This window comes from Allopontixanthobacter sp. (assembly GCF_034376665.1).
GTDB lineage: Bacteria > Pseudomonadota > Alphaproteobacteria > Sphingomonadales > Sphingomonadaceae > Allopontixanthobacter.
Map to the genome: position 1 here is coordinate 26,092 of NZ_JAXMJI010000060.1, position 22,956 is coordinate 49,047.

Annotated in this window: 24 protein-coding genes; 6 read left to right on the forward strand and 18 right to left on the reverse strand. The window is 64.2% G+C overall.

Features of this window, described 5'->3' with window-relative positions:
• Position 1 precedes the first annotated feature (1 nt).
• Positions 2–1,015 carry an NAD-dependent epimerase/dehydratase family protein gene (locus U0988_RS06265; RefSeq protein WP_322291767.1) on the forward strand — a complete coding sequence of 338 codons (1,014 nt, stop codon included), beginning with the start codon at positions 2–4 and terminating at the stop codon, positions 1,013–1,015.
• A 21-nt stretch (positions 1,016–1,036) separates the two neighbouring features.
• Here U0988_RS06265 and wecC read toward each other — a convergent pair whose 3' ends face one another.
• On the reverse strand, positions 1,037–2,338 hold the full coding sequence (gene wecC, locus U0988_RS06270; RefSeq protein ID WP_322291768.1) for a UDP-N-acetyl-D-mannosamine dehydrogenase: 1,302 nt from the start codon (positions 2,336–2,338) through the stop codon (positions 1,037–1,039).
• A gap of 178 nt (positions 2,339–2,516) precedes the next feature.
• Here wecC and U0988_RS06275 point away from each other — a divergent pair, with 178 nt between their 5' ends.
• On the forward strand, positions 2,517–3,827 hold the full coding sequence (locus U0988_RS06275; RefSeq protein ID WP_322291769.1) for a UDP-glucose/GDP-mannose dehydrogenase family protein: 1,311 nt from the start codon (positions 2,517–2,519) through the stop codon (positions 3,825–3,827).
• Here U0988_RS06275 and wecB read toward each other — a convergent pair.
• The 11 genes from wecB to U0988_RS06330 form a co-directional block, all read right to left on the reverse strand.
• Entirely contained in the window at positions 3,824–4,948 is a 1,125-nt protein-coding gene (wecB, locus tag U0988_RS06280) for a non-hydrolyzing UDP-N-acetylglucosamine 2-epimerase (RefSeq protein WP_322291770.1), read from the reverse strand. The genes U0988_RS06275 and wecB overlap by 4 nt on opposite strands.
• A 58-nt stretch (positions 4,949–5,006) precedes the next feature.
• Positions 5,007–5,594, reverse strand: a complete 588-nt coding sequence (locus U0988_RS06285) for a hypothetical protein (protein WP_322291771.1) — start codon at positions 5,592–5,594, stop codon at positions 5,007–5,009.
• Positions 5,595–5,732: 138 nt separating this feature from the next.
• Positions 5,733–6,263 (reverse strand): demethoxyubiquinone hydroxylase family protein, encoded by a 531-nt coding sequence (locus U0988_RS06290; RefSeq protein ID WP_322291772.1) that lies wholly within the window; start codon positions 6,261–6,263, stop codon positions 5,733–5,735.
• Positions 6,260–6,751 (reverse strand): disulfide bond formation protein B, encoded by a 492-nt coding sequence (locus tag U0988_RS06295; protein ID WP_322291773.1) that lies wholly within the window; start codon positions 6,749–6,751, stop codon positions 6,260–6,262. Before U0988_RS06295 ends, U0988_RS06290 begins: the two co-directional genes overlap by 4 nt.
• A gap of 37 nt (positions 6,752–6,788) precedes the next feature.
• Positions 6,789–8,135, reverse strand: a complete 1,347-nt coding sequence (locus U0988_RS06300; RefSeq protein WP_322291774.1) for a S41 family peptidase — start codon at positions 8,133–8,135, stop codon at positions 6,789–6,791.
• A gap of 102 nt (positions 8,136–8,237) precedes the next feature.
• Positions 8,238–9,485: a murein hydrolase activator EnvC family protein gene (locus U0988_RS06305; RefSeq protein ID WP_322291775.1), complete on the reverse strand. Its 1,248-nt coding sequence runs from the start codon at positions 9,483–9,485 to the stop codon at positions 8,238–8,240.
• Between the two features lie 23 nt (positions 9,486–9,508).
• On the reverse strand, positions 9,509–9,928 hold the full coding sequence (locus U0988_RS06310; RefSeq protein ID WP_322291776.1) for a 23S rRNA (pseudouridine(1915)-N(3))-methyltransferase RlmH: 420 nt from the start codon (positions 9,926–9,928) through the stop codon (positions 9,509–9,511).
• Between the two features lie 29 nt (positions 9,929–9,957).
• The gene (gene rsfS, locus U0988_RS06315; protein WP_322291777.1) at positions 9,958–10,359 is read right to left on the reverse strand and encodes a ribosome silencing factor; all 402 of its coding nucleotides are present in this window, start codon (positions 10,357–10,359) and stop codon (positions 9,958–9,960) included.
• 133 nt (positions 10,360–10,492) lie between these two features.
• Positions 10,493–11,158 (reverse strand): nicotinate-nucleotide adenylyltransferase, encoded by a 666-nt coding sequence (locus U0988_RS06320; protein WP_322291788.1) that lies wholly within the window; start codon positions 11,156–11,158, stop codon positions 10,493–10,495.
• 34 nt (positions 11,159–11,192) lie between these two features.
• Positions 11,193–12,236 (reverse strand): aldo/keto reductase, encoded by a 1,044-nt coding sequence (locus tag U0988_RS06325; RefSeq protein ID WP_322291778.1) that lies wholly within the window; start codon positions 12,234–12,236, stop codon positions 11,193–11,195.
• 39 nt (positions 12,237–12,275) lie between these two features.
• Positions 12,276–13,580, reverse strand: coding sequence for a glutamate-5-semialdehyde dehydrogenase (locus U0988_RS06330; protein WP_322291779.1), 1,305 nt, complete (start codon positions 13,578–13,580; stop codon positions 12,276–12,278).
• Between the two features lie 314 nt (positions 13,581–13,894).
• Between U0988_RS06330 and U0988_RS06335 the strand changes: the two genes are divergently transcribed.
• Together U0988_RS06335 and U0988_RS06340 are read left to right on the forward strand one after the other, a co-directional pair.
• Positions 13,895–14,974 carry a M23 family metallopeptidase gene (locus tag U0988_RS06335; protein ID WP_322291789.1) on the forward strand — a complete coding sequence of 360 codons (1,080 nt, stop codon included), beginning with the start codon at positions 13,895–13,897 and terminating at the stop codon, positions 14,972–14,974.
• A gap of 52 nt (positions 14,975–15,026) precedes the next feature.
• Entirely contained in the window at positions 15,027–15,437 is a 411-nt protein-coding gene (locus tag U0988_RS06340) for a polymer-forming cytoskeletal protein (RefSeq protein WP_322291780.1), read from the forward strand.
• A gap of 32 nt (positions 15,438–15,469) precedes the next feature.
• Here the strand turns inward: U0988_RS06340 and U0988_RS06345 are convergent, their stop codons facing one another.
• The 6 genes from U0988_RS06345 to U0988_RS06370 all read right to left on the reverse strand — a co-directional run bounded on the left by U0988_RS06345 (position 15,470) and on the right by U0988_RS06370 (position 22,073).
• Positions 15,470–17,149, reverse strand: coding sequence for a long-chain fatty acid--CoA ligase (locus U0988_RS06345; protein ID WP_322291781.1), 1,680 nt, complete (start codon positions 17,147–17,149; stop codon positions 15,470–15,472).
• A 47-nt stretch (positions 17,150–17,196) separates the two neighbouring features.
• On the reverse strand, positions 17,197–17,937 hold the full coding sequence (locus tag U0988_RS06350) for a DUF1013 domain-containing protein (protein WP_322291782.1): 741 nt from the start codon (positions 17,935–17,937) through the stop codon (positions 17,197–17,199).
• 152 nt (positions 17,938–18,089) lie between these two features.
• Positions 18,090–19,169, reverse strand: coding sequence for a glycosyltransferase family 1 protein (locus U0988_RS06355; protein WP_322291783.1), 1,080 nt, complete (start codon positions 19,167–19,169; stop codon positions 18,090–18,092).
• Positions 19,166–20,065 carry a UDP-2,3-diacylglucosamine diphosphatase gene (locus U0988_RS06360; protein WP_322291784.1) on the reverse strand — a complete coding sequence of 300 codons (900 nt, stop codon included), beginning with the start codon at positions 20,063–20,065 and terminating at the stop codon, positions 19,166–19,168. Before U0988_RS06360 ends, U0988_RS06355 begins: the two co-directional genes overlap by 4 nt.
• A 102-nt stretch (positions 20,066–20,167) precedes the next feature.
• Positions 20,168–20,779, reverse strand: a complete 612-nt coding sequence (locus U0988_RS06365; RefSeq protein ID WP_416172372.1) for a glutathione S-transferase family protein — start codon at positions 20,777–20,779, stop codon at positions 20,168–20,170.
• Positions 20,780–21,068: 289 nt separating this feature from the next.
• A complete protein-coding gene (locus U0988_RS06370; protein WP_322291790.1) occupies positions 21,069–22,073 on the reverse strand; it encodes an NAD(P)H-quinone oxidoreductase in 1,005 nt (334 codons plus the stop codon).
• Between the two features lie 143 nt (positions 22,074–22,216).
• Between U0988_RS06370 and U0988_RS06375 the strand changes: the two genes are divergently transcribed.
• Positions 22,217–22,417: a DUF1192 domain-containing protein gene (locus tag U0988_RS06375; RefSeq protein WP_322291791.1), complete on the forward strand. Its 201-nt coding sequence runs from the start codon at positions 22,217–22,219 to the stop codon at positions 22,415–22,417.
• Between the two features lie 166 nt (positions 22,418–22,583).
• Positions 22,584–22,956, forward strand: a 373-nt coding sequence (locus U0988_RS06380) for a Clp protease N-terminal domain-containing protein (protein WP_322291786.1), incomplete at its 3' end; no start/stop codon positions are given.

Consider the following 22,956-nt stretch of genomic DNA (forward strand, 5'->3'; position numbering starts at 1 on the left):
CATGCGTAAGGTTTTCATCACCGGCACGGCCGGCTTCATCGGATTTCATCTGGCCCAGCTGCTGCTGGACGAAGGCTTTACCGTAGTCGGCTATGACGGCATGACCGATTATTACGATGTCCGGATCAAGGAGCGGCGGCACCAGATGCTGCTCCAGAACGAACGGTTTACCGCGCATGTCGGAATGCTGGAAGATTTCGGGCAGCTGCGCGAATTGATGCTGGCCGAACAGCCCGACGTAATCGTCCACCTCGCCGCCCAGGCCGGTGTGCGCTACAGCCTCGAAAACCCGCGCGCCTATATCGAGGCCAACATCATCGGCACCTTCAACGTGATGGAATGCGCCCGTGAACTGGCAGTCGATCATCTACTTATGGCGTCGACCAGTTCGGTCTATGGTGCCAATACCCTGATGCCGTTCCACGAATGCGAGAAATGCGACACCCAACTGACGCTGTATGCCGCAACCAAGAAAGCCAACGAATCGATGGGCCACAGCTATGCCCATCTGTGGAACCTGCCGACCACGATGTTCCGGTTCTTCACCGTCTATGGCCCATGGGGGCGGCCCGACATGGCGTTGTTCAAATTCACCAAGGGGATCCTCGAAGGTACACCGATCGACATCTACAACCACGGCGAGATGTTCCGCGATTTCACCTATGTCAAAGATCTCGTTCGCGGGATCGCATTTTTGATCGATGCGGTGCCGGTCAGGCTGGACTCCCCCGAGGACATCCCCGCATACGATAGCCTTTCCCCCGTGGCTCCGTTCCGGGTGGTGAACATCGGCAACAGCGACAAGGTGAAGCTGACTGACTTCATCGACGCGATCGAGGCCGAGTGCGGGCGCAAGGCCGTTCGCAATTACATGGACATGCAGCAGGGCGACGTGCGCGCGACATGGGCCGACGCGACACTGCTCAAGGAATTGACCGGATATGTCCCGCAAACCGGTGTCGCGGAAGGTATCCGCCACTTCGTGAATTGGTACCGCGATTATTACCAGGTCTGAGGCAGAGCGCGGCGGCGCCGTTCAGCTGGCGAGGCGCAACCGGTTCTCTCCGGGCGCTGCGGCGGAATCAGGCCAGATGCCGCGCGTGTCGTAGACGATCGCGCCGCGGCGTTCCTCGGGAGGAATAACCCGGAAGACGTCGTGATCGACCAGCGTTATCAGGATGCCGCAACCTTCCAGTGCCGTGTCGATATCGATCAGGGCCGCGCCGGTGCCGGTGAATTCGGGCGGAAGCTGCGCGGCGTAGGGCTCGACGATCCGGATCCGGTCGCCGAATTCGCGCGCGAGCGAGGCGGCGACGAAACGTGCGGGGCTTTCGCGAAAGTCGTCGATGTTGGCCTTGAACGCCAGCCCCAGACAAGCCACCGCAACGCCCGGGCTGGACGCGATCAGCTCCCTTGCCTGCGCGATGACATGGCGCATCTTCGCATCGTTCACTTCGCGGGCGGTGCGAATCAGCGGTGAATGATCTGGCGCGCCGTGCATGATGAAATAGGGATCGACCGCGATGCAATGTCCGCCCACGCCCGGCCCCGGCTGGAGGATATTGACCCGCGGATGCCGGTTGGCGAGCTTGATCACTTCCCACACATCCAGCCCCATGTGGTCGGCAATCATCGACAATTCGTTGGCAAAGGCGATGTTCACGTCGCGGTAAGCGTTTTCGACCAGCTTGGTCATTTCCGCCGAACGCGCGTCCGTGGTCAGGCACGCGCCGCGGACGAACCGCTTGTAGAACGCCAGCGCCTTGCGCGCGCAGCGCGGCGTGATCCCGCCGATCGACCGGTCGTTATGGGTCAGTTCCTCGAGAATTTTGCCCGGCAGAACGCGTTCGGGGCAATAGGCAATTGCAACATCAGGTGTCTCCGCGGTCCGCCCCGGCATCTTGAGGTCGGGGCGGAGCCCTGCGATCAGGTCGCGCATCGCCTCGGTCGTGCCGACCGGCGAAGTCGATTCAAGGATGATCGCGTCGCCCTTCTTGAGCACCCCGGCGACTTCGGTGGCTGCGGCCATAACGTGGGAGGTGTCCGGAGTATGCCGGCCGTCCTTTGCGAACGGCGTGGGAACGGCGATCACGAAGACGTCGGCTGGGACAATCCGGGTCGATGCGCGCAACATGCCCCGCTGGACCACGCCCTGCACCAATCCGTCGAGATCCACTTCCTCGATATGGATTTCGCCGCGGTTGATGGTGTCGACGACATGGTCCGACACATCGACCCCGGTGACCTGGCAATTCGCGCGCGCGATGATCGCAGCGGTCGGCAGACCGATATATCCGAGTCCGATAACACAGACTTCCGGCTTCTGGTCGCCGAGCATGGGGTAGCCTCCGCTGTATAAAGCCTGCTGCCTTACTAGGCGCCTGAGAGTTAACATTTAGGTAAGCGTAATCCGTAAAGCCGGTTGATCGGACGTTCGCAGCGCTTTATGCGCCTGAAATCCTGCCGCTTTGCCTCATGCAGGCTCGTTCCTGCCCTCAACGACAAGGAGTTATGACATGAAGATCGCGATGGTAGGTTCAGGCTATGTCGGCCTGGTATCGGGTGCCTGTTTTGCCGATTTCGGTCATGACGTGGTGTGTATCGACAAGGACCAGTCCAAGATCGACCGCCTGCATGACGGGGTGATGCCGATTTTCGAGCCGGGCCTTGCCGATCTGGTCGCCGCCAATGTGAAGGCGGGTCGGCTGTCCTTCACGACCAGCCTGACTGAGGGAATTGCCGGAGCGGCGGCGATTTTCATTGCGGTGGGTACTCCTTCGCGGCGCGGTGACGGCCATGCCGACCTGTCCTTCGTCTATGCTGTGGCCCAGGAGATTGGCGAAAGCCTGTCCAATGATGCGGTGGTGGTGACCAAGTCCACTGTGCCCGTTGGCACCGGCGACGAAGTCGAGCGGATCCTGCGCGGCAGCGGCACGAAGCACCGGTTTGCCGTGGTCTCCAACCCGGAATTCCTGCGCGAAGGGGCCGCGATTGGCGATTTCAAGCACCCCGACCGGATTGTGATCGGGACCGAGGAAGATTTCGGCCGCGAAATCATGCACGAGGTTTACCGGCCGCTGTTCCTCAACCAGTCCCCGATCCTGTTCACCAGCCGCCGCAGCGCCGAACTTATCAAATACGCCGGCAACGCGTTCCTCGCGACCAAGATCATGTTCATCAACGAAATGGCCGATCTGTGCGAGAAAGTCGGCGCGAATGTGCAGGATGTCAGCCGCGGAATTGGCAGCGACAAGCGCATCGGCCCCAAATTCCTCAACGCCGGACCAGGGTATGGCGGATCGTGCTTTCCCAAGGACACGCTGGCGCTGCTCAAGACGGCCGAGGATTACGAAAGCCCTGTCCGGATCGTCGAAGCCGTGGTGAAGGCCAACGATCACCGCAAACGCGCCATGGGCCGCAAAGTCATCGAGGCGATTGGCGGCCTTGATGCGGCGCGCGGGAAACGGGTCGCGTTACTGGGGTTGACCTTCAAGCCCAACACCGACGACATGCGCGACAGCCCGGCGATCGCGATCGCCCAGGCGTTGCAGGACGTCGGCGTCGAAGTGACCGCCTACGATCCGGAGGGTATGGATCTGGCAGCGCCCCTGATGCCCGGAGTGGTGATGAAATCGGACGCCTACGCCGCGATCGAAGGGGCCGATGCGATTGCCATCGTCACCGAATGGGACGCGTTCCGCGCGCTCGATTTCGCCCGCGTCAAATTGCTGGCGAAGGCGCCGGTGCTGGTCGATCTGCGCAACATCTACCAGCCTGCCGATTTGCGCAGTGCCGGTTTCGAATATGTGAGTGTCGGCCGGGCCTAGGCGCTTGCCAGCAGTTCCGTAATGCGCGCGGCAGCCTTCCCGTCGCCAAACGGATTATGCGCCTGCGCCATGGCTGCATAGGCCTTGGGGTCGTCGAGCAGCCGCACCGTTTCCGCAACAATCGTATCGGGATCAGTGCCGACCAGCCGCGCCGTACCCGCTTCGATCCCCTCCGGGCGTTCGGTGGTTTCGCGCATCACCAGCACGGGCTTGCCCAGCGAGGGCGCTTCCTCCTGCACTCCGCCGCTGTCGGTCAGCATCAAGGTGCAGATATCCAGCAACCGGGCAAAATGGGGGTAATCGAGCGGCTCGATCAGTGCGACGTTCTCGAGGCCCGCGAGTCTTTCGTTCATGATTTCGCGGACATTGGGGTTGAGGTGGACGGGGAAGATCATCGCGACATCATCCCGCATAGCCAGGCGCAGGATGGCTTCGGCGATCCCTTCCATCCCGCCGCCGAAATTCTCCCGCCGGTGGCTAGTCACACCGATGATCCGCTTGCCCGCAAAGCGCGCTTCGAGCGGGGCGAGGTCGCGGGCGAGTTGCGGCTCCGTAGCGATACGGCCGGTGATCCATTGCAGGGCGTCGATCACCGTGTTGCCGGTGACATGGACGCTTGCGGGATCGGCATTTTCCCGCCTCAGGGCCGCAGCGGCGGTTTGGGTCGGCGCGAAATGCAGCGCGGCGATGGTGCCGATAATCTTGCGGTTGACCTCCTCCGGCCAGGGATGGTGGATGTTCCCGCTGCGCAGTCCCGCTTCCAGGTGGGCGACGGGGATCTTGCGGTAATAGGCCGCCAGCGCGCCCGCCATGGCGGTAGCGGTATCGCCCTGCACCACCACCCGGTCGGGGCGTTCCTGGTCGAGCACCCGTCCGATTCCGGTCAGCAAATTGGCCGTGAGCGCATCCAGCGTCTGGTCGGGTTGCATCAGGTCGAGATCGTGGTGCGTCACGATGCCCGTGATCTCCAGCACCTGGTCGAGCATTCCGCGGTGCTGGCCGGAAACGCAGATCCGCGCGGCGAACCGGTCATCGCGGTCGAGCGCGTGGATCAGCGGAAACATCTTGATCGCTTCCGGCCTGGTGCCGAAAATTGTCAGGATCTTTTGCACGGAGTTCATGCCGCAGCCCCTAGCGGCGATTGGTTAAATTTGCCTGCTGGCACCTGCTGACGGGCGCTTACTCGCCGGGAGGGTCCTGTGTCGGCTCTACAGCGGGCAGGCTCTCTTCCTCGCCCGGTACGGCTCCTTCACTCTCCCGCGCAAGCTTGTCCATATAGGCTTTCTCGAGCACTTCGACGCGGGCCTGCGTTTCCGCCGCTTCCTCGTCGATCGTGGACAGGCGTTCCGCACGTGCGGCAGCGATCAGCTGGGCAAAGCGGATGCCCGAAGCTTCGTCTTTTTCACCGTAAGCCGCCTTGATCATTTGCTGGGTGCAGCCGGTAAAGCCGCCCGCGCCGGTGGGCGAGCAGGAGAACGCGCCGAACGCGCCGACCATTTCGAAACTTTCGGCGCGCTCGGCCCAGGCGGTGTTGGCCGGATCGTCGCTGGTCCGCAGGTTCTCGGGAATGCGGAAACGCTCGTTTTCATTCTTGCGCGCGCAGACCGTGATGACTTCCTCGGTGGATACGGGACATGCGTCATCGCCATAGACGATTACCATGTTGACCTGGTCGCCCGCTGCGTCCTGCGCAGCGGCGGGGGACGCGGCGAAACCCGCGATCAGGGCGGGGGCAGCAAGCAATGCGGCGGCGAAAATGCGTTTCATGGTCTTGGCTTTCTATTGTTCAAGCTGGTTCTCTGGCCAGTTTCCAATGTATCAGGTGTCAGACTAGCGCCAAAGGCGCTGAACATTAACTGAAGCGCGCAGGGGACCGAAAATGTTCCCCGGACGCCGCGGGCCACGTCAGATCCGTTCCGCCAGTTTGATCGCCACCCGGCAGCCGGCCCGGATCACACCCGACAGCAGCAGGTAGGCGGGTGCTTTTTCTGCGCCCGACGCCAGCGCCATGTCGCGGTGTTCGCGTTCGTCGGCGCGGAATTCCTCGATCATGCCGGCCAGTTCCGGATCGCAGCCTTCCGCTTCCAGCTGATCGAGCTGGTTGGAATAATGCCGGTCGATCTCCGTCTCCACCGCCGCCGTGCAGGCCATGGCCGCTTCAGGCCCGATCAGCGCGGTGGCCGCACCGAGTGCGTAGCCAGCGGTAGACCAGAACGGCTGCAGCATTGTCGGGCGGACCCCGCGCCGCGCCATCAGCGCGTCGAACATTTCGCGGTGGCGGGCTTCCTCCCGGGCCATCGCGGTGATTTCCGCCGAATGCGGCCCGCGGTCGCCCATTACCGCCAATTGCCCGGCGTAGATGCGCGTCGCGCCGTATTCGCCGGCCTGATCGACCCGGATCATCCGGTCGGTGTCGATCGCACGGGGGTCCTTCATGCAGCGTTCCTTCGCGACAGCAGCGCCAGTATAGCACATCCCGCTGCGCCCGAGATGATGAAATTCCAGCCGGCGAGGGAAATTCCAAACAGGCTCCACGGGGCCACGTCGCAGCGAACCAGCGGCGCATTCATGATGTTATCCAGCGCATTGCCGCCGCTCGCAACATGGCTCGCGCAGCCGGTGATGCCTTCCCACCAGCCGTATTCGACCCCGGCGTGGAAGCCGCCGATCGCGCCCGACGCCAGGATTGCGAGGGCCGCCAGTGCGATGGCCCCGCGCCGCAGACCCGCCAGCCGGACCGGAGCAAAGGCCGCCACCAGCGCCAGCACCAGGGCGGCGAAATGGGGATAGCGCTGCCACCAGCACATTTCGCACGGGAAAAGTCCGAAGGCGTATTGCGAGATATAGGCGCCGCCCAGCAGCAGCGCGGGTACGGCAATGGCGAGCCGCTGTGCGAGCAGCGTCGCGGGATCGACTGGTTTCATCGCGCGCGTGAAATCCGGCTTGCTGATCGCGCTCAATTCACTTCAGCGCCACGGACGCGGTTGTGCTCCGGCGCAGGGTCTGGATCGCATAATACATCTGGAAATCCTCCACGCCCTGTTCTTTCAATTCCGCCGCAGTGCGCTGGAACCGGGGATCATCGCGCCGGTCAGTTTCGAGTGCATCGTCCTCCAGCGCCAGTTCGTTTACCAGATGGCCGCGCAGATCGGATTCGCGGAGCTGGATCCGGGCGCGCTTTTCCAGATCGGGATCGGACAGCTGCGGCACTGCGATATCGGGCTTGATGCCGCCTTCCTGCACCGAATGACCCGCCGGGGTGTAATAGCGCGCGGTAGTCAGCTTGAGTGCGCTGGTGTTCGACACCGGGAGCAGCGTCTGCACACTGCCCTTGCCGAAACTGCGCTGGCCCATGATCAGCGCGCGGCGGTGATCCTGCAGCGCACCGGCCACAATCTCGGACGCGGAGGCAGAGCCTGCGTCGATCAGCACGATCATCGGGACGTTCTCGGCGATCTGGCCGCGGAACATGCTTTCGGAATCGTAGAGGATCGTTTCGCCCCGTGCCCGGCCGCGCTGCGACACGATCCGGCCGCGGTCGAGAAACAGGTCGCTCAGCGCCACCGCTTCATCGAGCGAGCCGCCCGGGTTGGACCGCAGATCGAGGATCAGCCCGCCGAGCCGTCCAGCCGATTGCTTGCGCAAGGCTTCGTAAGCGGCGAACACATCCGCGCCGACGTCGCGGGAGAATTCATTGACCGTGATCACGCCGAGATTGCCGGCTTCCAGCTTGTAGGTGACCGGTTCCAGTTCGATCACACCGCGGGTTACCGACACGTCGAACGGCTCTTCGCGCCCGGTGCGGAAAATGGTCAGGTCGATGCTGGTGCCCGAAGGTCCGCGCATCTGGTTGACCGCGTCGTTCAGATCGCCGCCATAAATCAGTTTCCCGTTCAGGTGTGTGATGTAATCGCCCGCCTTGATCCCCGCCTTTTCGGCCGGGCTGCCGCGGAACGGCGAGATGACCTTGACCGCCCCTTCTTCCATGATGACCGACAGGCCGAGCCCCGAATAATTGCCGTCGATCATCGTCTCGAGCCGCTCGAGGTCGGCCCCGTCGAGGTAAGCCGAATGCGGATCGAGCGACGCCAGCATCCCGTCGATCGCGCCGCGAATGAGCTTTTCGTCATCGACCGGTTCGACATAGCTCGCCTGGATCCGCTGGTAGACGGCGAAAAGCTTGCCGAACTCGGGACCGGCGCGGCCATCGACCTGCGCGAGGCCCGCGGTGGTGGCCGGGATCAGGGCAACCGCCGTAACCAGCGCGGCGGAGCGAAGTATCGAGCGGGACCTGGCGGCGAGTTTCATAAAGGATTCGGCCTTTCGTAGAGCCGCATACTATCGCGCGTTGCGGCTTAACGCCAGATGAGGATTGCCTCGCCGGGGAACAAGGGCCTGTGCGGCCCGATGTCAGCGCAGATATTCGAGCGGGTTGACCGGCGTGCCTTGCCGCCGCAATTCGAGCGAGACCACCGGCCTTGCGCCGCCCGCCACACCCAGCGGACTGCCGCCGACCAGCACATCGCCAACCTCCACATCGGTTCGCGCAAGGCCCGTCACCAGGCTGGTCCAGCCGCCGCCATGGTCGATGATCACGATGCGGTCATAGCCGCGGTAGGGACCGGCGAACACGGCCCGCCCGGCGGCAGGGGCGACCACCTGCGCACCCGTGCGGGCGGCCAGGGCGATGCCGTTGCTGGAAACGCCCGCTTCCGACCGGGCCCCGAACCCGGTCACCGTCCGGCCGTTTACGGGCAGCTGATATCGGCCCGGAGTGGCAGAAGTTGCGATCGCGGCGGGGACCCGGCTTGACGGGCTTACGCGGGCATCGCCCGGCTTGCCGGGCCGCATAACCGGGCCGGGCAGCGCGGCAAGTTCCTGGCGCAAAGTGGCTTCTGCATCAAGTTGGCCAACCAGCGCGTCCAGATCGCGGGCTTCCTCCGCCAGGGCCAGCGCGCGTTCGCTCTCGCGGGCGGCATCCCCGCGGGCGCTTTGCGAGGCGAGCCGCTGGCGCGCTTCCAGTGCCGCCAGATTCCTCCGCCGCTGCACCAGTTCCGCTTCGCTGCTGCGCAGCCCGGCAGCGGCCTGACGGGCGGCAGTCTCCAGCTGGCGGCTGCGGTCTATCTCCGCGCGCAGACCGGCCGTACGGCTTTGCACCTGCGGTATGGTCGTTTCAAACATGGCGCGCAGATACACCGTTTCGCGCAGGGATCCGGGCCGCAAGGCGGACAGGGCCACCGGACGACGTGCCATCTTCTGCAAGGCCGCCGTCAGGCGGACCAGCGGTTCACGCCGCTGCGCCAGGCGCCGGTCGAGCCGGGCGCGCTGGCCGGCGATCAGGGCGATGCGCGCGTCGGCTACGGCAATGCCTGCTTCCGCCTGCTGGATGCGGGCCGCCAGTGCGGCGGCTTCCCGCGCGGTTCTTTCAGCCTGCTCGGTGGCGGAGGCGGCCTCCGCTTCGAGCCGCTGGCCGCGCGCTTCGGCTTGCGCTGCCTGGGTCAGCGCGCGTTGCAAGGCGGTTTGTGTTTCTTCCACGCTGGTGAAGGTCTGGCTGGTCTGGGCGAGGCCGGAAAACCCGGCCACAAAGGCCAATCCCGGCACGATCAAGGCGGCGGCCATAGCCAGCGGCCTCAGCGCGGGGGATCTGCTGCGTGACATCGTGACGTCAGTGTGCCCCATAATCAGGAGCGATGATAGGGATGGCCGGATAAAATCGTGGTCGCCCGGTACAGCTGTTCCAGCAGCATCGCGCGGGCCAGCAGATGCGGCCAGGTTGCCTTGCCGAAGGCCAGCAGAAGATCGGCCTCATCCCGTTCCCGGTCGGAGTGGCCATCGGCTGCGCCGAGCACGAAGCGCGCTTCGCGAACGCCGCTGTCGCGCCATTCGCCAAGGATTGCGGCAAATTCCTCGGAGGTCAGGTTGCGTCCGCGTTCATCCAGCAGGACGGTCCGGCAGGGCGTCTGGGGATCGGGGACCTTGCCGCCCGTTTCGGGCAATTCGGTCAGCGCAAACGGCCAGCCGAGCCGCTTTTCATAGCGAGCAACCAGATCCGCCTCGGGCGACCGGGCGATCTTGCCGCGCGCAATAACCCTTAGCAACACGGCGGATTATCGGCGGAATGTGCGCGTGATCACGCGGTCCCGGACGTCAGCCCCGAAACCGGAGGCGCATCGCCAAAGGCCCACATCCGTTCCAGGTTGTAAAAGCTGCGGACTTCGGGCCGGAACAAATGCACCACGACGTCACCGGCGTCGATCAGCACCCAATCGGCGGCAGGCAGGCCTTCCAGGCGCACGGGTCCGTGGCCGGCCTTCTTGACCGTTTCGCCCAGTTTCTGGGCCATCGAGGCGACTTGCCGCGTGGAGCGGCCCGACGCGATCACCATGAAATCGGCCATCGACGATTTTCCGGCCAGCGGAATCGAGACAACGTCCTGCGCCTGGTCTTCGTCCAGCTGGTCCATGATCAGGGCGTGGAGTGAACCGGGAACCGGGGGTGCAGCGTCTTCGCCCAGTCCATCGGACACGGACATGGAGCTCGCAGATGGCGAACCTGCGGAGTGGGAACCTGCGGAATGGCCATTATCGGCCGAGGGTGTGTGCGCCTGGGTCATAGGCGTAATCATTTCTCCTGTGCGTGTTTGCAGGCCTGCGTCCGGGCACCGTTCACGGCGCTTCGGCCTTGTCCTGCAACACTATGGGGCCCGTTTCTATGGGGTGGTGGGTAATCTGGTCGCGCGGTGGAATCGGCGACAGGCGCGATGCCCATTCAGGTTCGGAGCGGCGGATTGCCGTCGCCGAGCGAGAATCGGGATCGAAACGCAATGTCACCAGTGCCGGTGCGCTCCATTCGCCCCTTTGTCTGAATCTGGCGGCGGACATACGAAAACGTCCGAGCCAGGCCATCGCGGGGCTTGCGACAGCACTCCCTTCATAGCCCGGCCGCGCGATTACCGCAATCGGCATCATTTTCGCTATACCGCGCCAATCCTTCCACCGGTGGAACTGCGCCAGATTGTCCGAGCCCATCAGCCAGACGAATTCCGCCTTCGGATACCGGCGGCGCAGCGCCCGAAGGGTATCCACCGTGTAACGCGTATTCAATTCCCGCTCGATTGCGGTCACCTTGATCGGTGCGCGGCGCGCCTGCGCGATCGCGGATTTCACCCGGGCCGCGAGCGGTGCCATGCCCTGTGTCGGCTTTAGCGGATTGCCTGGCGAGACGAGCCACCAGACCTCGTCCAGACCGAGCGCCGTCAGGGCCGACAGACTGATCCGGCGGTGTCCGCCATGCGCGGGATTGAAGCTGCCCCCCAGCAAGCCGATGCGAATCGTCAAGGCGGGCAATTCATCTGGCTGCGCTGCGTCATCGGGACGGCTCTTTCCCGGCCATGGCCTTGCGGCGGTATTCGCCCTGCCGGTCCAGCATCCAGCCGGGATATTCCGGCGTGGGCGCACAATGTTCGTCCAGCATCCGCATCTCTTCGGCGGTCAGATCGATGTCCACCGAACCGAGATTGTCCGCAAGCTGGTCCGGTCGCCGTGCCCCGATGATCACGCTCGTGACCGCCGGTTTTGCCAGCAGCCAGGCCAGCGCTACCTGCGGCACGCTTGCGCCCTTTGCCTCCGCAATCCGGCGCATCGCCTCGACCGCATCATAGGCCCGGTCCTTGTCAACCGGCGGGAAATCGAAGTCGGCGCGGCGGCCTTCCCCTTCCGAATCGCGAGTGAACTTCCCGCTCAGGAAGCCACCGGCGAGCGGGCTCCAGACCATCAGACCCAGCCCTTCGCTGTTCAGCATCGGAATGATTTCCCGCTCCAGATCGCGCCCGGCCAGCGAATAATAGGCTTGCAGCGAGGCGAATTTCTCCAGTCCGCGATGTTCCGAAATCCCGAGCGCTTTGGCGATCTGCCACGCCGCCCAATTGGACACGCCGATGTACCGCGCGCGCCCGGACCTGACGATATCGTCGAGCGCACGAAGCGTTTCTTCCATCGGCGTAGCGGGATCCCAGCCATGGATCTGGTACAGGTCGACATGGTCCAACTGCAGCCGCTCCAGGCTGGCGTCGATCTCGTTCATCAGGTGATACCGGGATGTTCCGCTGTCGTTGACCCCCTTGCCCATCGCCCCCATCGCCTTGGTCGCGATGATCACATCCTTGCGCGCGATGCCCAGATCCCTGAGCGCCTGTCCGGTGATCCGCTCGGACAAGCCGCCGGAATAGACATTGGCGGTATCGATGAAGTTGATTCCGGCGTCCACCGCGGCCTTGATCAGTTCGTTCGACCCCGCCGGATCGAGGCCGCCGATCGTCTTCCACATCCCCTCGCCTTCGCCGAAGGTCATTGCGCCGAGACACAGTTCCGATACGAACAGGCCGGTATTTCCAAGACGATTGTAGCGCATGATGCTGGATTTCCCTGAATTTACATTGCCAAGGGCGCGTTACGGGCGGACCTGCCCGCTGCCGCGCACGAGCCACTTATAGGTAGTCAGGCCTTCCAGCGCGACCGGCCCGCGTGCGTGGAGTCGGCCCGTGGCGATGCCGATTTCCGCCCCCAGCCCGAATTCCCAGCCATCGGCAAACTGCGAGGACGCATTGACCATGACGATCGCCGAATCGACCAGAGCAAGGAATTCTTCGGCCACCGTAGCATCTTCCGTCACGATGACATCGGTATGGCCCGAACTGTGGGCGGCGATATGATTCACTGCGTCGCCGAGTCCGTCGACCACGGCAACCGAGAGAACGGCTTCGAGATATTCGGTGTCCCAATCCTCCGCAGAGGCCGCCTTGATCCGGGCATCCATCGAACGCGCCCGCGCATCGCCCCGCACCTCGCAGCCGCCGTCCAGAAGATCGCCCAGCAAAGCCGCCGATTCGGGAAATTGCGTGTCAAGCAGCAGGGTTTCCATCGCCCCGCAAATGCCGGTGCGCCGCAGTTTCGCATTATAGGCGATCTGGCGCGCCATCGCCGGATCGGCCGCATGATGGACATAGGTGTGGCAGATGCCGTCGAGATGGGCGAGGACCGGAACCCGTGCATCGGCCTGCACCCGCGCCACCAGTCCCTTGCCGCCGCGAGGAATGATCATGTCGATCAGTCCTGCCGCTGCCAGCATCGCGCCCACCGCGGCGCGGTCCTGCGTCGGGATCAGTTGTACTGCCTCGGCGGGAACCCCGCCTTCCACAAGGCCGCGGACCAGCGCGGCATGGATCGCGCGGTTAGAACGCACCGCCTCGCTGCCCCCGCGCAGCAGGACCGCGTTGCCCGCCCGGACGCACAGCGCAGCCGCGTCGGCGGTCACATTGGGACGGCTCTCGTAAATGATCCCGAGCAATCCGATCGGCACCCGGACACGTTCGAGCACCAAGCCATTGGGCCGCTCCGTCCGGTCGATTGTCTGTCCTACCGGGTCGGGCAGCGCCGCCACGGCTTCGACCGCGCTGGCAATGCCTTCGATCCGCGCGGCATCGAGGGTCAGCCGGTCGAGCAGGGCGCCGCTCAATCCGGCCTTCTGCGCGGCGTCCACATCCTGCGCGTTCGCGCCGAGTATCTCCGCCTCGGCATTGCGCAGGCTGGAGGCGGCGAGTTGAAGTGCGTGCGCCTTTTCAGGGCCGGACAGACGGGCCAGGCGGCTCTGCGCCGCGCGCCCAGCGCGGGCGAGGTCGCCGATGAGTTCAGTCGGTTCGCTGTGAGCGGTCCGGACTTCAGGGCGCGGGGCGGTGGTGGCTTCAGTACTGGTCATGACCGCAGGGTAGCAAATGCACCCGCAATTGTCAGGAGGTTCTCGAGAATCGGCCCGCCTAACGATCTCGCGGCCTGATTGTTCCGCCGATTCTTGCGATTCGCGCAATGATTCTTCAATTCGTCCCGCGATTACTTCGATTCGCCCCTTCCGGGGTTGGCCGGATTCGACCCCGCCCGATTCGCGTGTTAGCCCGCCGCTCACAAAAGAACACAGATATAAAATATGGACGTGGGGTCGCCTTGAACATCATTATATCCGCAGGTGGATGGCTTAGCCGCATTCGTACCTGGTTTCCCGACCGTGAATTCTTCATGCGGTCGCAGGGGCAGGTGCGTTTCATCAAGATTTCCTCGAAATTGCAGATGATCGCCGCAGGAACCGCGCTCGCGGCCCTGCTCGCGTGGACTGTGTCGATGGCCCTGATGGGCTGGGCGCAGTACCGGGCGCAGGCCGATATCTCTTCGTTGCTGCAACGCGAAGCCAAGGTGGCCAGATCGGAAGAACGCGTCACGGCTTACCGCAGCGATCTGGGCGCGGTTACCGACGACCTGACGAAACGCCAGGCCTTCATCGAAGCCATGGTTTCCAGCCTGCCCGCCGATACCAAGACCGCAAGGCCGGAAGGCGACACGGTGTCCGATTCTACCAGCGAGGCGGCGCAAACCGTTTCCAAGGTCAGCGCGCTGATCCCTGAAGCGGCCGCCCTCGCCCGGATCGAGGCACGGCAGCTTGCTTTCGTGGAGCGGCTGACGCGCTATGCCGATCTTCGTTCCGACCGGGCGGTCGCGGCAATCCGCAAGCTGGGCCTCGATCCCGGCGTGATGCTGCGGTCTGCCGAGCGGTCCGCAATGGGTGGTCCGCTCGAACTTCTGTCGACCGGGGCGGACGGTGATATCGACCCCCGTTTCGAACGGCTCGGACTGAGTCTCGCGCGGATGACGGCGCTGGAACGCGGGCTGGACGGTCTGCCGCAAGTGATGCCGGCGCGAGTCGAGAATATCACGTCCGGCTTCGGCTTCCGCCGCGATCCCTTCACCGGCCGGGGCGCCATGCATGCCGGCCTGGATTTCCGCGGCCAGACGGGTGCGCCGATTCATGCCGCCGCCAACGGCCGCGTCAGCTTTGTCGGGCAGAAATCCGGCTACGGCAAGGTCGTGGAAGTTCGCCACGGCAACGGCCTGTTGACCCGCTATGCCCATATGTCGAGGTATGCCGCAAAGGTGGGGCAGCAGGTTTCCGCAGGCGATGTGATTGGCGCCATTGGCAGCACTGGCCGATCCACCGGCCCGCACCTTCATTTCGAGGTGCGTATCAACAATCGCGCCGTAAACCCGCGCCCTTTTCTGGAGTATGCTCCCGATGTTCTCAAGGAAGTCCGATCCGGCACCTAATCCGGCACCCCGCACCATCTTCACACCCCCCGCGAACATGGGAACCAAATCAATGGCAAGTTCAAATTCCACCTTCTCCGTAATCGGCTCGGACGTGACCATTACCGGCAACGTCGCCGCATCGACCGAACTCCACGTCGACGGCAATGTCGAAGGCGACATCACCTGCGCCTCGCTCGTCCAGGGCGAAGGCAGCGTCGTGAAAGGCGTTATTCAGGCCGAGAGCGCGCGTCTTTCCGGCACCGTTACCGGTTCCATTTCCGCACGCGAGCTGGTGATCCTCAAATCCGCCCGGATCGACGGCGACGTGCATTACGATGCTCTGACCATCGAACAGGGCGCTTCGGTCGAGGGCCGCTTCGCTCCCCGCACGGCAAAGACCGCTCCGGCTGCCAAATCCGATCAGCGGAACACCGATCCGAAGAATGGCGGCGACGAACCCAAGCTGACCCTCGCCGGCTGATTGCCAGCGGCCGGTTCAGTCCGGCGTTCGGCTTAACCGAGCACTTGCGCGCGCAGGGCCTTGCGGTCCAGCTTGCCGATCATGGTCTTGGGCAATTCGTCCCGGATGACGATTTCCTTGACCCGTTCATGCTTGCCCACCCGGCTGTTGAGCCAGGCGGTCAGCAATGCCGGATCGGTGATGCCTTGGCCGTCCAGGTCTGCGGGATCGTTGAGAGTGATATAGGCTGCCGGTAGCTCTCCGTGGTACGCGTCGGGCACCCCGATCACGAGAGCTTCCTTCACCGCCGGATTTTCCAGCAGGACCGCTTCGACACGGCTGGGGAAGACCTTGAACCCGCCGACTGCGATCATGTCCTTGCTGCGATCGACGATGGCGATGAACCCTTCTTCGTCGATCACCGCGATGTCCCCGGTGCGCAGCCACGGCTCGCCGTCGATCTGCACGAAGGCGGTCGCCGCGGCGTCTGGTCGGTTCCAGTAGCCCTGCATGATCTGCGGGCCGCGGACCACCAGCTCGCCGGGTTCACCGTCCGCAGCGGGCAGGTTTACGTCTTCCTTGTCGCGCAGGCGGACCCGCGTCTGCGGCAGGACCTGCCCGATGGTTCCGGGTTTGCGCGTGCCGACATAGGGATTGGTGGAGACCACCCCGGCGCTTTCCGTCAGGCCGTAGCCTTCGGCCAGGCGCGCGCCCGAGACCGCCTCGAACCTGTCGCGCAGCGGCGCGGGCAGCGGTGCTCCGCCCGAAATGCAGATCTTGAGCGACGAGAAATCGGTCTTCGTGAAGTTCGGATGGTCGAGCAGCGCCTGATACATCGTCGGCACACCGGGAAAGGCGGTGGGCTTCACCCGGTTGATGGCTTTCAGCGCCTGCCCGGCGTCGAACCGCGGCAACAGGGCGATGCAGCCGCCCTTCGCGACCGTGCGGTTGAGGACGCAGGTGTTGGCGAAGACGTGAAACATCGGCAGCACGCCGAGGATCATGTCCCGGCCTTCGAACGGATCGATAGCGTCCACCTGCAATGCGTTCGCCGCCAGATTGGCATGGGTCAGCATTGCCCCCTTGGGCGTGCCGGTGGTGCCGCCGGTATATTGCAGCAGCGCCAGGTCGCGGTCCGGATCGATCGCTACCGGGACCGGATCATCGCCGCCGAGCATGGCAGTCCACGTGCTGACGTCGGGTCGGTCAGGAATGGCAACGATCTGCTTGCGGCCAAGCAGTTTCAGCGCAATCCGCTTGGCCAGCGGCAGCATATCCCCGAGACGGCCCACCACCACGCGTTGCAGCGACGAGGCTTCGAGCACCTTGATGGCGTTCGGCAGCAGCGAGGCGACATCGATCGTGACCAGGATTCGTGTACCCGAATCCTCGACCTGCTGCGCCAGTTCGTCGGGGCTGTAGAGCGGCGAGAAATTGACCACAATCGCGCCCGTCATCATCGCCCCGTAATAGGCGGAAATGTAGATCGGCACATTGGGCAGGAACAGGCCGACCCGGTCCCCCTTGGCAATGCCCGCGGCCTGCAGCCCTGCGGCAAAGCGGCGCGCCTCGGCAAACAAGTCGGCGTAACTGTAGGTGCGCCCGAGAAAGTCGGCGAGCGGGGCGGAAGGCGCGGCCTGCGTGCTGCGCGCAAACAGATCGGGCAGCGGAACGCTTTCGATCTCCATGTCCCACGCGCACGGGTGCTGGTAGTTTTCGATACTTACATCCATGTCAATTCAATGGCGTAAGGTGCCGCTCGGGGCAAGCAGTTTGGCGCTCAGGCGGCAGGCGGGGTGCCGTCCTCCGCCGGAGTTTCACCGGCTTCGGCTGCGCGCTTGGCTTCGAGCCATGCGGCCGCTTCGGCTTCCTGCGCCGCTTCGGAAGCGGCCTTGACGTTGGCGGTGCGTTCGGCGCGCAGTTCCTCGATCAGCTTCTCGCGGTCGCTGCTGCCCACGGCGGCGGGGGCTTCCGGTACCTCGCCCTCGGCCGGGACGATCTTCTTGGCGGATTTCGCTACCGCAGCGTCGAGTTCGCGCTGCGAGCACAGGCCGAGCGTGACGGGGTCTTTCGCTTGGATGTTCTGGATATTCCAGTGCGACCGGTCGCGAATCGCGTTGATCGTGTTGCGGGTGGTGCCGATCAGCTTGGAAATCTGCGCGTCGGAAAATTCGGGATGGTTGCGCAGGATCCACGCGATGCCGTCGGGCTTGTCCTGGCGCTTGGAAACCGGTGTGTAGCGCGCACCCTTGGTACGGCCGACGGCGACGGGTGCCTTCTGCATCTTGAGGCTGTAGGTCGGATCGGCCTGCCCGCGATCGATCTCCGCCAGCGTCAGTTCGCCGGCATGGACCGGATCGCGGCCGGTGTATTTCGTGCTGGCCAGATCATCCGCCATCGCCTGCACTTCCAGAATGTGGATGCCGCAAAACTCGGCAATCTGGTCAAACCCGAGCGCGGTATTGTCCACCAGCCAGGTGGCGGTCGCGTGCGGCATGAGGGGTTTGACTTGATCGGCCATGGTTTTCTCCGCCCGTTGCCGGGACCAAAATGAAGTAGAAAATATAAGGGCCGCCCCTTGCGGAGCGGCCGTACGCGGATTGATTTAGGGCATCGCCGGAGTTTCGGCAAGAGAATTGGCGCGGGCTCCTCCGCTTCGGCTCCGGCTTCGGTCTAGGCGGCGACCTGCAATTCCTCCGCCAGTGGCACCAGACCGGCAGCAAATTGCCGTGTGGCTTCCTCCCAGGTGAATTCCCGGCCCCGCGCGGTGCAATCGCTGCGGCGGCTGAACAGCGCGGCGGCGATGGCGCGGTCGAGGTCCTCCGACAGGGCACCGACCCGCTCGTCCACGATATCGACCGGCCCGGGGACGGGGAATGCGGCCACCGGCGTGCCGCAGGCCAGCGCCTCGATCATCACCAGCCCGAAAGTGTCGGTCCGGCTGGGAAAGACGAACACGTCCGCGCCGGCGTAGCACCCGGCGAGTTCCCGGCCGCTGCGCTTGCCGAGAAACAGTGCCTCGGGGAATTTCCGCTCCAGCGCAGCGCGGGCCGGGCCATCGCCGACAACTACCCTGGTGCCGGGATATTTTCCGCAGAGGAACGCCTCGAGGTTCTTTTCGACCGAGACCCGCCCGACATAGAGCTGGATCGGGCGGCGCAAATCGGCGAATTCCGGCGGCACCGGGGCATCGGGGGTAAAGCAATCCAGATCGACCCCGCGGCCCCAATGATGCAGCCGGTTTAGCCCCTGCCCGCGTAATTCGCCGCGGATGCTTTCGGTGGCCACCATGATTCGTTCGGCGGGGCCGTGAAACCAGCGGATGTAGCGCCAGAACCAGCTGGGCGGCAGATGGGTGCGCCGTGCAACATAGTCGGGGAACTGGGTGTGGTAGGCGGTGGTGAAGGGAACCCGCGCCGCCAGGCAGTAACGCCGCGCCGCGAGACCCAGCGGCCCCTCCGTGGCGATATGCACCGCATCCGGCGCAAGGCTCGCCAGCCGAAGCGAAACCGCGCCGGGCAGCGCGATCGCGAGGCGGATTTCCGGATAGGTCGGACAGGGGATCGAGCGGAACTGTTCGGGCGAAATGATCGTGACGTCGTGACCCCATCTGCGCAGGATAGCGACGGTGGCGGTAAGCGTGCGGACCACTCCGTTCATCTGCGGAAGCCAGGCGTCGGTGACGATGGCGAGGCGGGTGGGGAACGGATCGGCGATGGCTTCTTCCGCAGGGACTCCCGACATCCGGCTCATGCGGCGACTTTCGCGGGCGCGGTGTTCCTTTTTGCGTCACGCCGGGCGATTTCGTCCGGCCAGTGCAGCAGCTCCATCCGCCCGTCGAAATGTTCCACCAATGCGGTGCAGCCCTCCACCCAGTCTCCGTCGTTGTAATATTCGACCGATGTGCCGTCCTGCACGAAATTGCGGATTTCGGCGGTGTGGATATGGCCGCAGACGACCCCGTCCACTCCGCGTTCGGCCGCGGCGCGGGCAACGACTTCTTCGTAGCGGGAGATGAATTCCACTGCATTCTTGACCTTGTGCTTGGCCATCTTGGACAGCGACCAATAGGGCAGATCGAAGGCGCGCCGGACCCGGTTCACCCAGATATTGAGCCCCATCATCAGGTGGTACATCGCGTCCCCGACGAAGGCGAGCCAGCGGTGCGCCAGCATGATCGTGTCGAACTCGTCGCCATGCAGCACGAGCAGCCGCCGCCCGTCAGCGGTGTCGTGAAACGCGGCCCGCAGAATTTCCACCCCGCCGAAATTCATTCCCGCAAACGGCCGCACCATCTCGTCGTGATTGCCGGGAATATACACGATCCGGGTTCCGCGCCGGGCCCGTTTCAGGATCCGCCAGACGATGTCGTTATGCTCTGGCGGCCAGTAGACCTTTTTCCGCAGCCGCCAGCCGTCGATAATGTCTCCGACCAGATACATCGTGTCGCTGTCGGTATGGTCGAGGAAATCGATCAGCAGGGCGGCGTTGCAGCCCTTGGTGCCGAGATGGACATCGCTGATCCAGATCGTGCGATACCGCTGCCGGTGCCCTTCCGACGGCTCGGGAATGGCGGGCTTGATGTCCGGAAAGCTTGCCACATTGCCGAGAATGTCGGCGGGAAACGGTAATGCGCGGTCTGCGGCCATGGTAACTCTCCGGGCGTTGGTATCGCCCGGCACCAATGGCAGGTATTTGTTACGTGCGAATCTCCGTTCGGTGACCGTTCGGCGTCGTTCAGCCGGTGTTCGTCAGCCCATTGTCACAAATTTCGGAACACAAGCGACCCGGTCCAGCCAGGCACAGACATGGCGGTAGTCGTGCAGCGGGAAGCCGCCCGCCTCCGCAACGTGCGTGTAGGCATAGAGCACGATATCGGCCAGCGTCGGGCCGCTGCCAACGAACCATTCGCGCCCGTCCAGATGTTCGTCCATCCGCGCCAGCGCATCGGTTCCGGCGATCCGCTTGGGCAGGATCTGCGAGACCTGCTGCGGGGTGAGGCTGGCCTCGCCCACGAACTGGAGCCAGAACCGCAGCGTGGCGATGTTGGGTTCGTGGCTGTATTGTTCGAAGAACATCCAGCGCAGCGTTTCCGCCTGGGCAAACCGGTCTTGCGGAACCAGCAGACTGCCGGCCGCAAGATACCAGCAGGCGGCGTTGCTTTCCGGCAGGAACCAGTCCCCGACCTGCAGCACCGGTATCCGGCCATGGCTGTTGACCGACCCGAGAAATTCCGGCGTGCGCGTTTCGCCCTGCATAATATCGTATTGGCGGGTTTCCAGCGGAAGGCCGAGCAGAGCGGCGGTCAGCTTGATCTTGTAGCAATTACCGCTGCGCAGGTCCTCGTGCAGGATCGGGACAATTTCGGCTTGGCCAACTCCGGACGGGAACACCAGAGTTTCGGGCTGTCCGGTCCCGAGGCCGCTGACGCCCGATACCTTGTAAGGCTGTGACAACGTAGAATCCGGATCGCTCGGCCACAGGCAGTGGCGCGCAGCCAGTTTCTCCCCTTCGCCGGCCTTCCATTCCGTCCCCGCCGCCGCCGGTCCGGAGAAGACCGGCTCCATGTCCTGCCACCGTGCCGCGCCGTGCCCTTTGCGCACATCGACACGGGCGTAATCACGGGCAACACGCAAAAGGGGGTAGCTCATGTCACATCTCCAGCACGATTTTCCCGATATGCTCGCCCGCTTCCATCCGGGCGTGGGCGGCTGCGGCGGCGGCGAGGGGGAATGTCCGGTCCATTTCCGGCCGCAATTTCCCGTTTTCCACGAAGGGCCAGACGGTGCGGGCAATCTCGTCGCAAACGGCGGCCTTGAAGGCGTCGGTCCGGGCGCGCAGGGTCGACCCGGTCAGGGTCAGGCGCCGCGCCATGATCTGCGCCATGTTGAGCTCCGCCTTCATCCCGCCAAGCACCGCAATCGTCACATGGCGGCCGTCTTCGGCAAGGCAGGCAAGGTTGCGCGGCACATAATCGCCCGACACCATATCGAGGACGAGGTTCACCCCGGCGCCGCCGGTAATTGCTTTCACTCGCTCGACGAAATCTTCCGTCCGGTAATTGATCGCATGATCCGCCCCGATCACCCGCGCGGCATCGCATTTCCCCTCGCTGCCGCAGGTGACGATGGCCGTCAGGTCGAACAGTCTGGCCAGCTTGATCGCCATGGTACCAATCCCGCTGGTCCCGCCGTGCACCAGCAGAGTCTCGCCTTCGCACGCCCAACCGCGCTCGAACACATTGTGCCATACGGTAAACAGCGTTTCGGGCAGCGCCGCCGCTTCGGCGAGCGACAGATCGCCGGGAACCGGCAGGCAGTGCGCGTATTTCGCGAGGCAATATTCGGCATAGCCCCCGCCGGTCACCAATGCGCAGACCCGCTGACCCAGTGGGCGCTGTTCGATGCCATCGCCCGTCGCGACCACTTCGCCGGCCACTTCCAGCCCCGGTATCGGCGAAGCACCCGGCGGCGCGGGATAGAAGCCCTGACGCTGGATCACGTCGGGTCGGTTTACGCCTGCATAGGCCACCCGGATCAGCACTTCGCCCGCGCCCGGACGCGGCACCGGCAATTCCTCGATCCGCAGGACATCGGGGCCGCCCGGCGCGTCGAAGCCTGCGGCGTGCATGGTATCTGGAACTGTGATCCCGGCCATTTCGGTCAATTTTCGCCCCTGATTGCGCGCGGTCCGGCGCTCGGCCATCTGTAACCTATACGCTACATCCCGCCCTGTTTGCAGCAGGATTAAACACCGCGGCCATTGACAGCAAGCACCAAGCCTTGCGATCTTCCGCCTTGATGGAAGACATCGATCTGCCGCGCCCGCGGGGCGATGCTGCCGGCAAGCTCGCCGCGGAGGACCTTGCACCGTATTCGCGCCACGAACTGGACGAGCGGATTGCCATGCTGAGGGCCGAAATAGAACGGGTGGAAAGGCACCGCGACAAAGCGGTCGCCCAGAGAAGCGCGGCCGACGCCTTGTTCGGAAAAGCGCCGTGACCGCTTTTGCCGGAGACCGCCACAAGGGGGGTCGAAATGTTTCGGCAAGGCACCATATTGGGTTCAATGATGCAGGGCCGCCCGCCAACGCCGATGGCGGGAACGCCTGCCCCACCAAGCATACGGCCGCACAATCGGCGGCCGGCCTCCCGCGGAAAGACAGCTGATGCCCAGTTTTGCCCAGAACCTCGAAAAGACCCTCCACAACGCGCTGACCAATGCGTCCGACCGGCGGCATGAATACGCCACGCTGGAACATCTGCTGCTGGCGCTGGTGGAAGACAGCGACGCTCAGGCGGTAATGAACGCCTGCGGGGTCGATCTGGCGGAACTCGGATCGGTGGTGAAGCAATATCTCGACCAGGAATACCAGTCGCTGAAAACCGAGGACGACGCCGATCCGCAGCCCACGGCCGGATTCCAGCGCGTGATCCAGCGCGCGATCCTGCATGTGCAGTCATCCGGCAAGAAGGAAGTGACCGGCGCCAACGTGCTCGTGGCCATCTTTGGCGAAAAAGACTCGCACGCCGTGTACTACC

Coding starts and splice junctions, on each gene's coding strand:
- U0988_RS06300 (WP_322291774.1), bottom strand. CDS start 8,135: ATGAAACTCGCCGCCAGGTCCCGCTCGATACTTCGCTCCGCCGCGCTG.
- U0988_RS06370 (WP_322291790.1), bottom strand. CDS start 22,073: ATGGCCGGGATCACAGTTCCAGATACCATGCACGCCGCAGGCTTCGAC.
- U0988_RS06275 (WP_322291769.1), top strand. CDS start 2,517: ATGAAGATCGCGATGGTAGGTTCAGGCTATGTCGGCCTGGTATCGGGT.
- U0988_RS06375 (WP_322291791.1), top strand. CDS start 22,217: ATGGAAGACATCGATCTGCCGCGCCCGCGGGGCGATGCTGCCGGCAAG.
- U0988_RS06265 (WP_322291767.1), top strand. CDS start 2: ATGCGTAAGGTTTTCATCACCGGCACGGCCGGCTTCATCGGATTTCAT.
- U0988_RS06325 (WP_322291778.1), bottom strand. CDS start 12,236: ATGCGCTACAATCGTCTTGGAAATACCGGCCTGTTCGTATCGGAACTG.
- U0988_RS06330 (WP_322291779.1), bottom strand. CDS start 13,580: ATGACCAGTACTGAAGCCACCACCGCCCCGCGCCCTGAAGTCCGGACC.
- U0988_RS06305 (WP_322291775.1), bottom strand. CDS start 9,485: ATGTCACGCAGCAGATCCCCCGCGCTGAGGCCGCTGGCTATGGCCGCC.
- wecC (WP_322291768.1), bottom strand. CDS start 2,338: ATGCTCGGCGACCAGAAGCCGGAAGTCTGTGTTATCGGACTCGGATAT.
- U0988_RS06295 (WP_322291773.1), bottom strand. CDS start 6,751: ATGAAACCAGTCGATCCCGCGACGCTGCTCGCACAGCGGCTCGCCATT.
- U0988_RS06290 (WP_322291772.1), bottom strand. CDS start 6,263: ATGAAGGACCCCCGTGCGATCGACACCGACCGGATGATCCGGGTCGAT.
- rsfS (WP_322291777.1), bottom strand. CDS start 10,359: ATGTCCGTGTCCGATGGACTGGGCGAAGACGCTGCACCCCCGGTTCCC.
- U0988_RS06345 (WP_322291781.1), bottom strand. CDS start 17,149: ATGGATGTAAGTATCGAAAACTACCAGCACCCGTGCGCGTGGGACATG.
- U0988_RS06340 (WP_322291780.1), top strand. CDS start 15,027: ATGGCAAGTTCAAATTCCACCTTCTCCGTAATCGGCTCGGACGTGACC.
- U0988_RS06355 (WP_322291783.1), bottom strand. CDS start 19,169: ATGAGCCGGATGTCGGGAGTCCCTGCGGAAGAAGCCATCGCCGATCCG.
- U0988_RS06335 (WP_322291789.1), top strand. CDS start 13,895: ATGCGGTCGCAGGGGCAGGTGCGTTTCATCAAGATTTCCTCGAAATTG.
- U0988_RS06360 (WP_322291784.1), bottom strand. CDS start 20,065: ATGGCCGCAGACCGCGCATTACCGTTTCCCGCCGACATTCTCGGCAAT.
- U0988_RS06350 (WP_322291782.1), bottom strand. CDS start 17,937: ATGGCCGATCAAGTCAAACCCCTCATGCCGCACGCGACCGCCACCTGG.
- U0988_RS06285 (WP_322291771.1), bottom strand. CDS start 5,594: ATGAAACGCATTTTCGCCGCCGCATTGCTTGCTGCCCCCGCCCTGATC.
- wecB (WP_322291770.1), bottom strand. CDS start 4,948: ATGAACTCCGTGCAAAAGATCCTGACAATTTTCGGCACCAGGCCGGAA.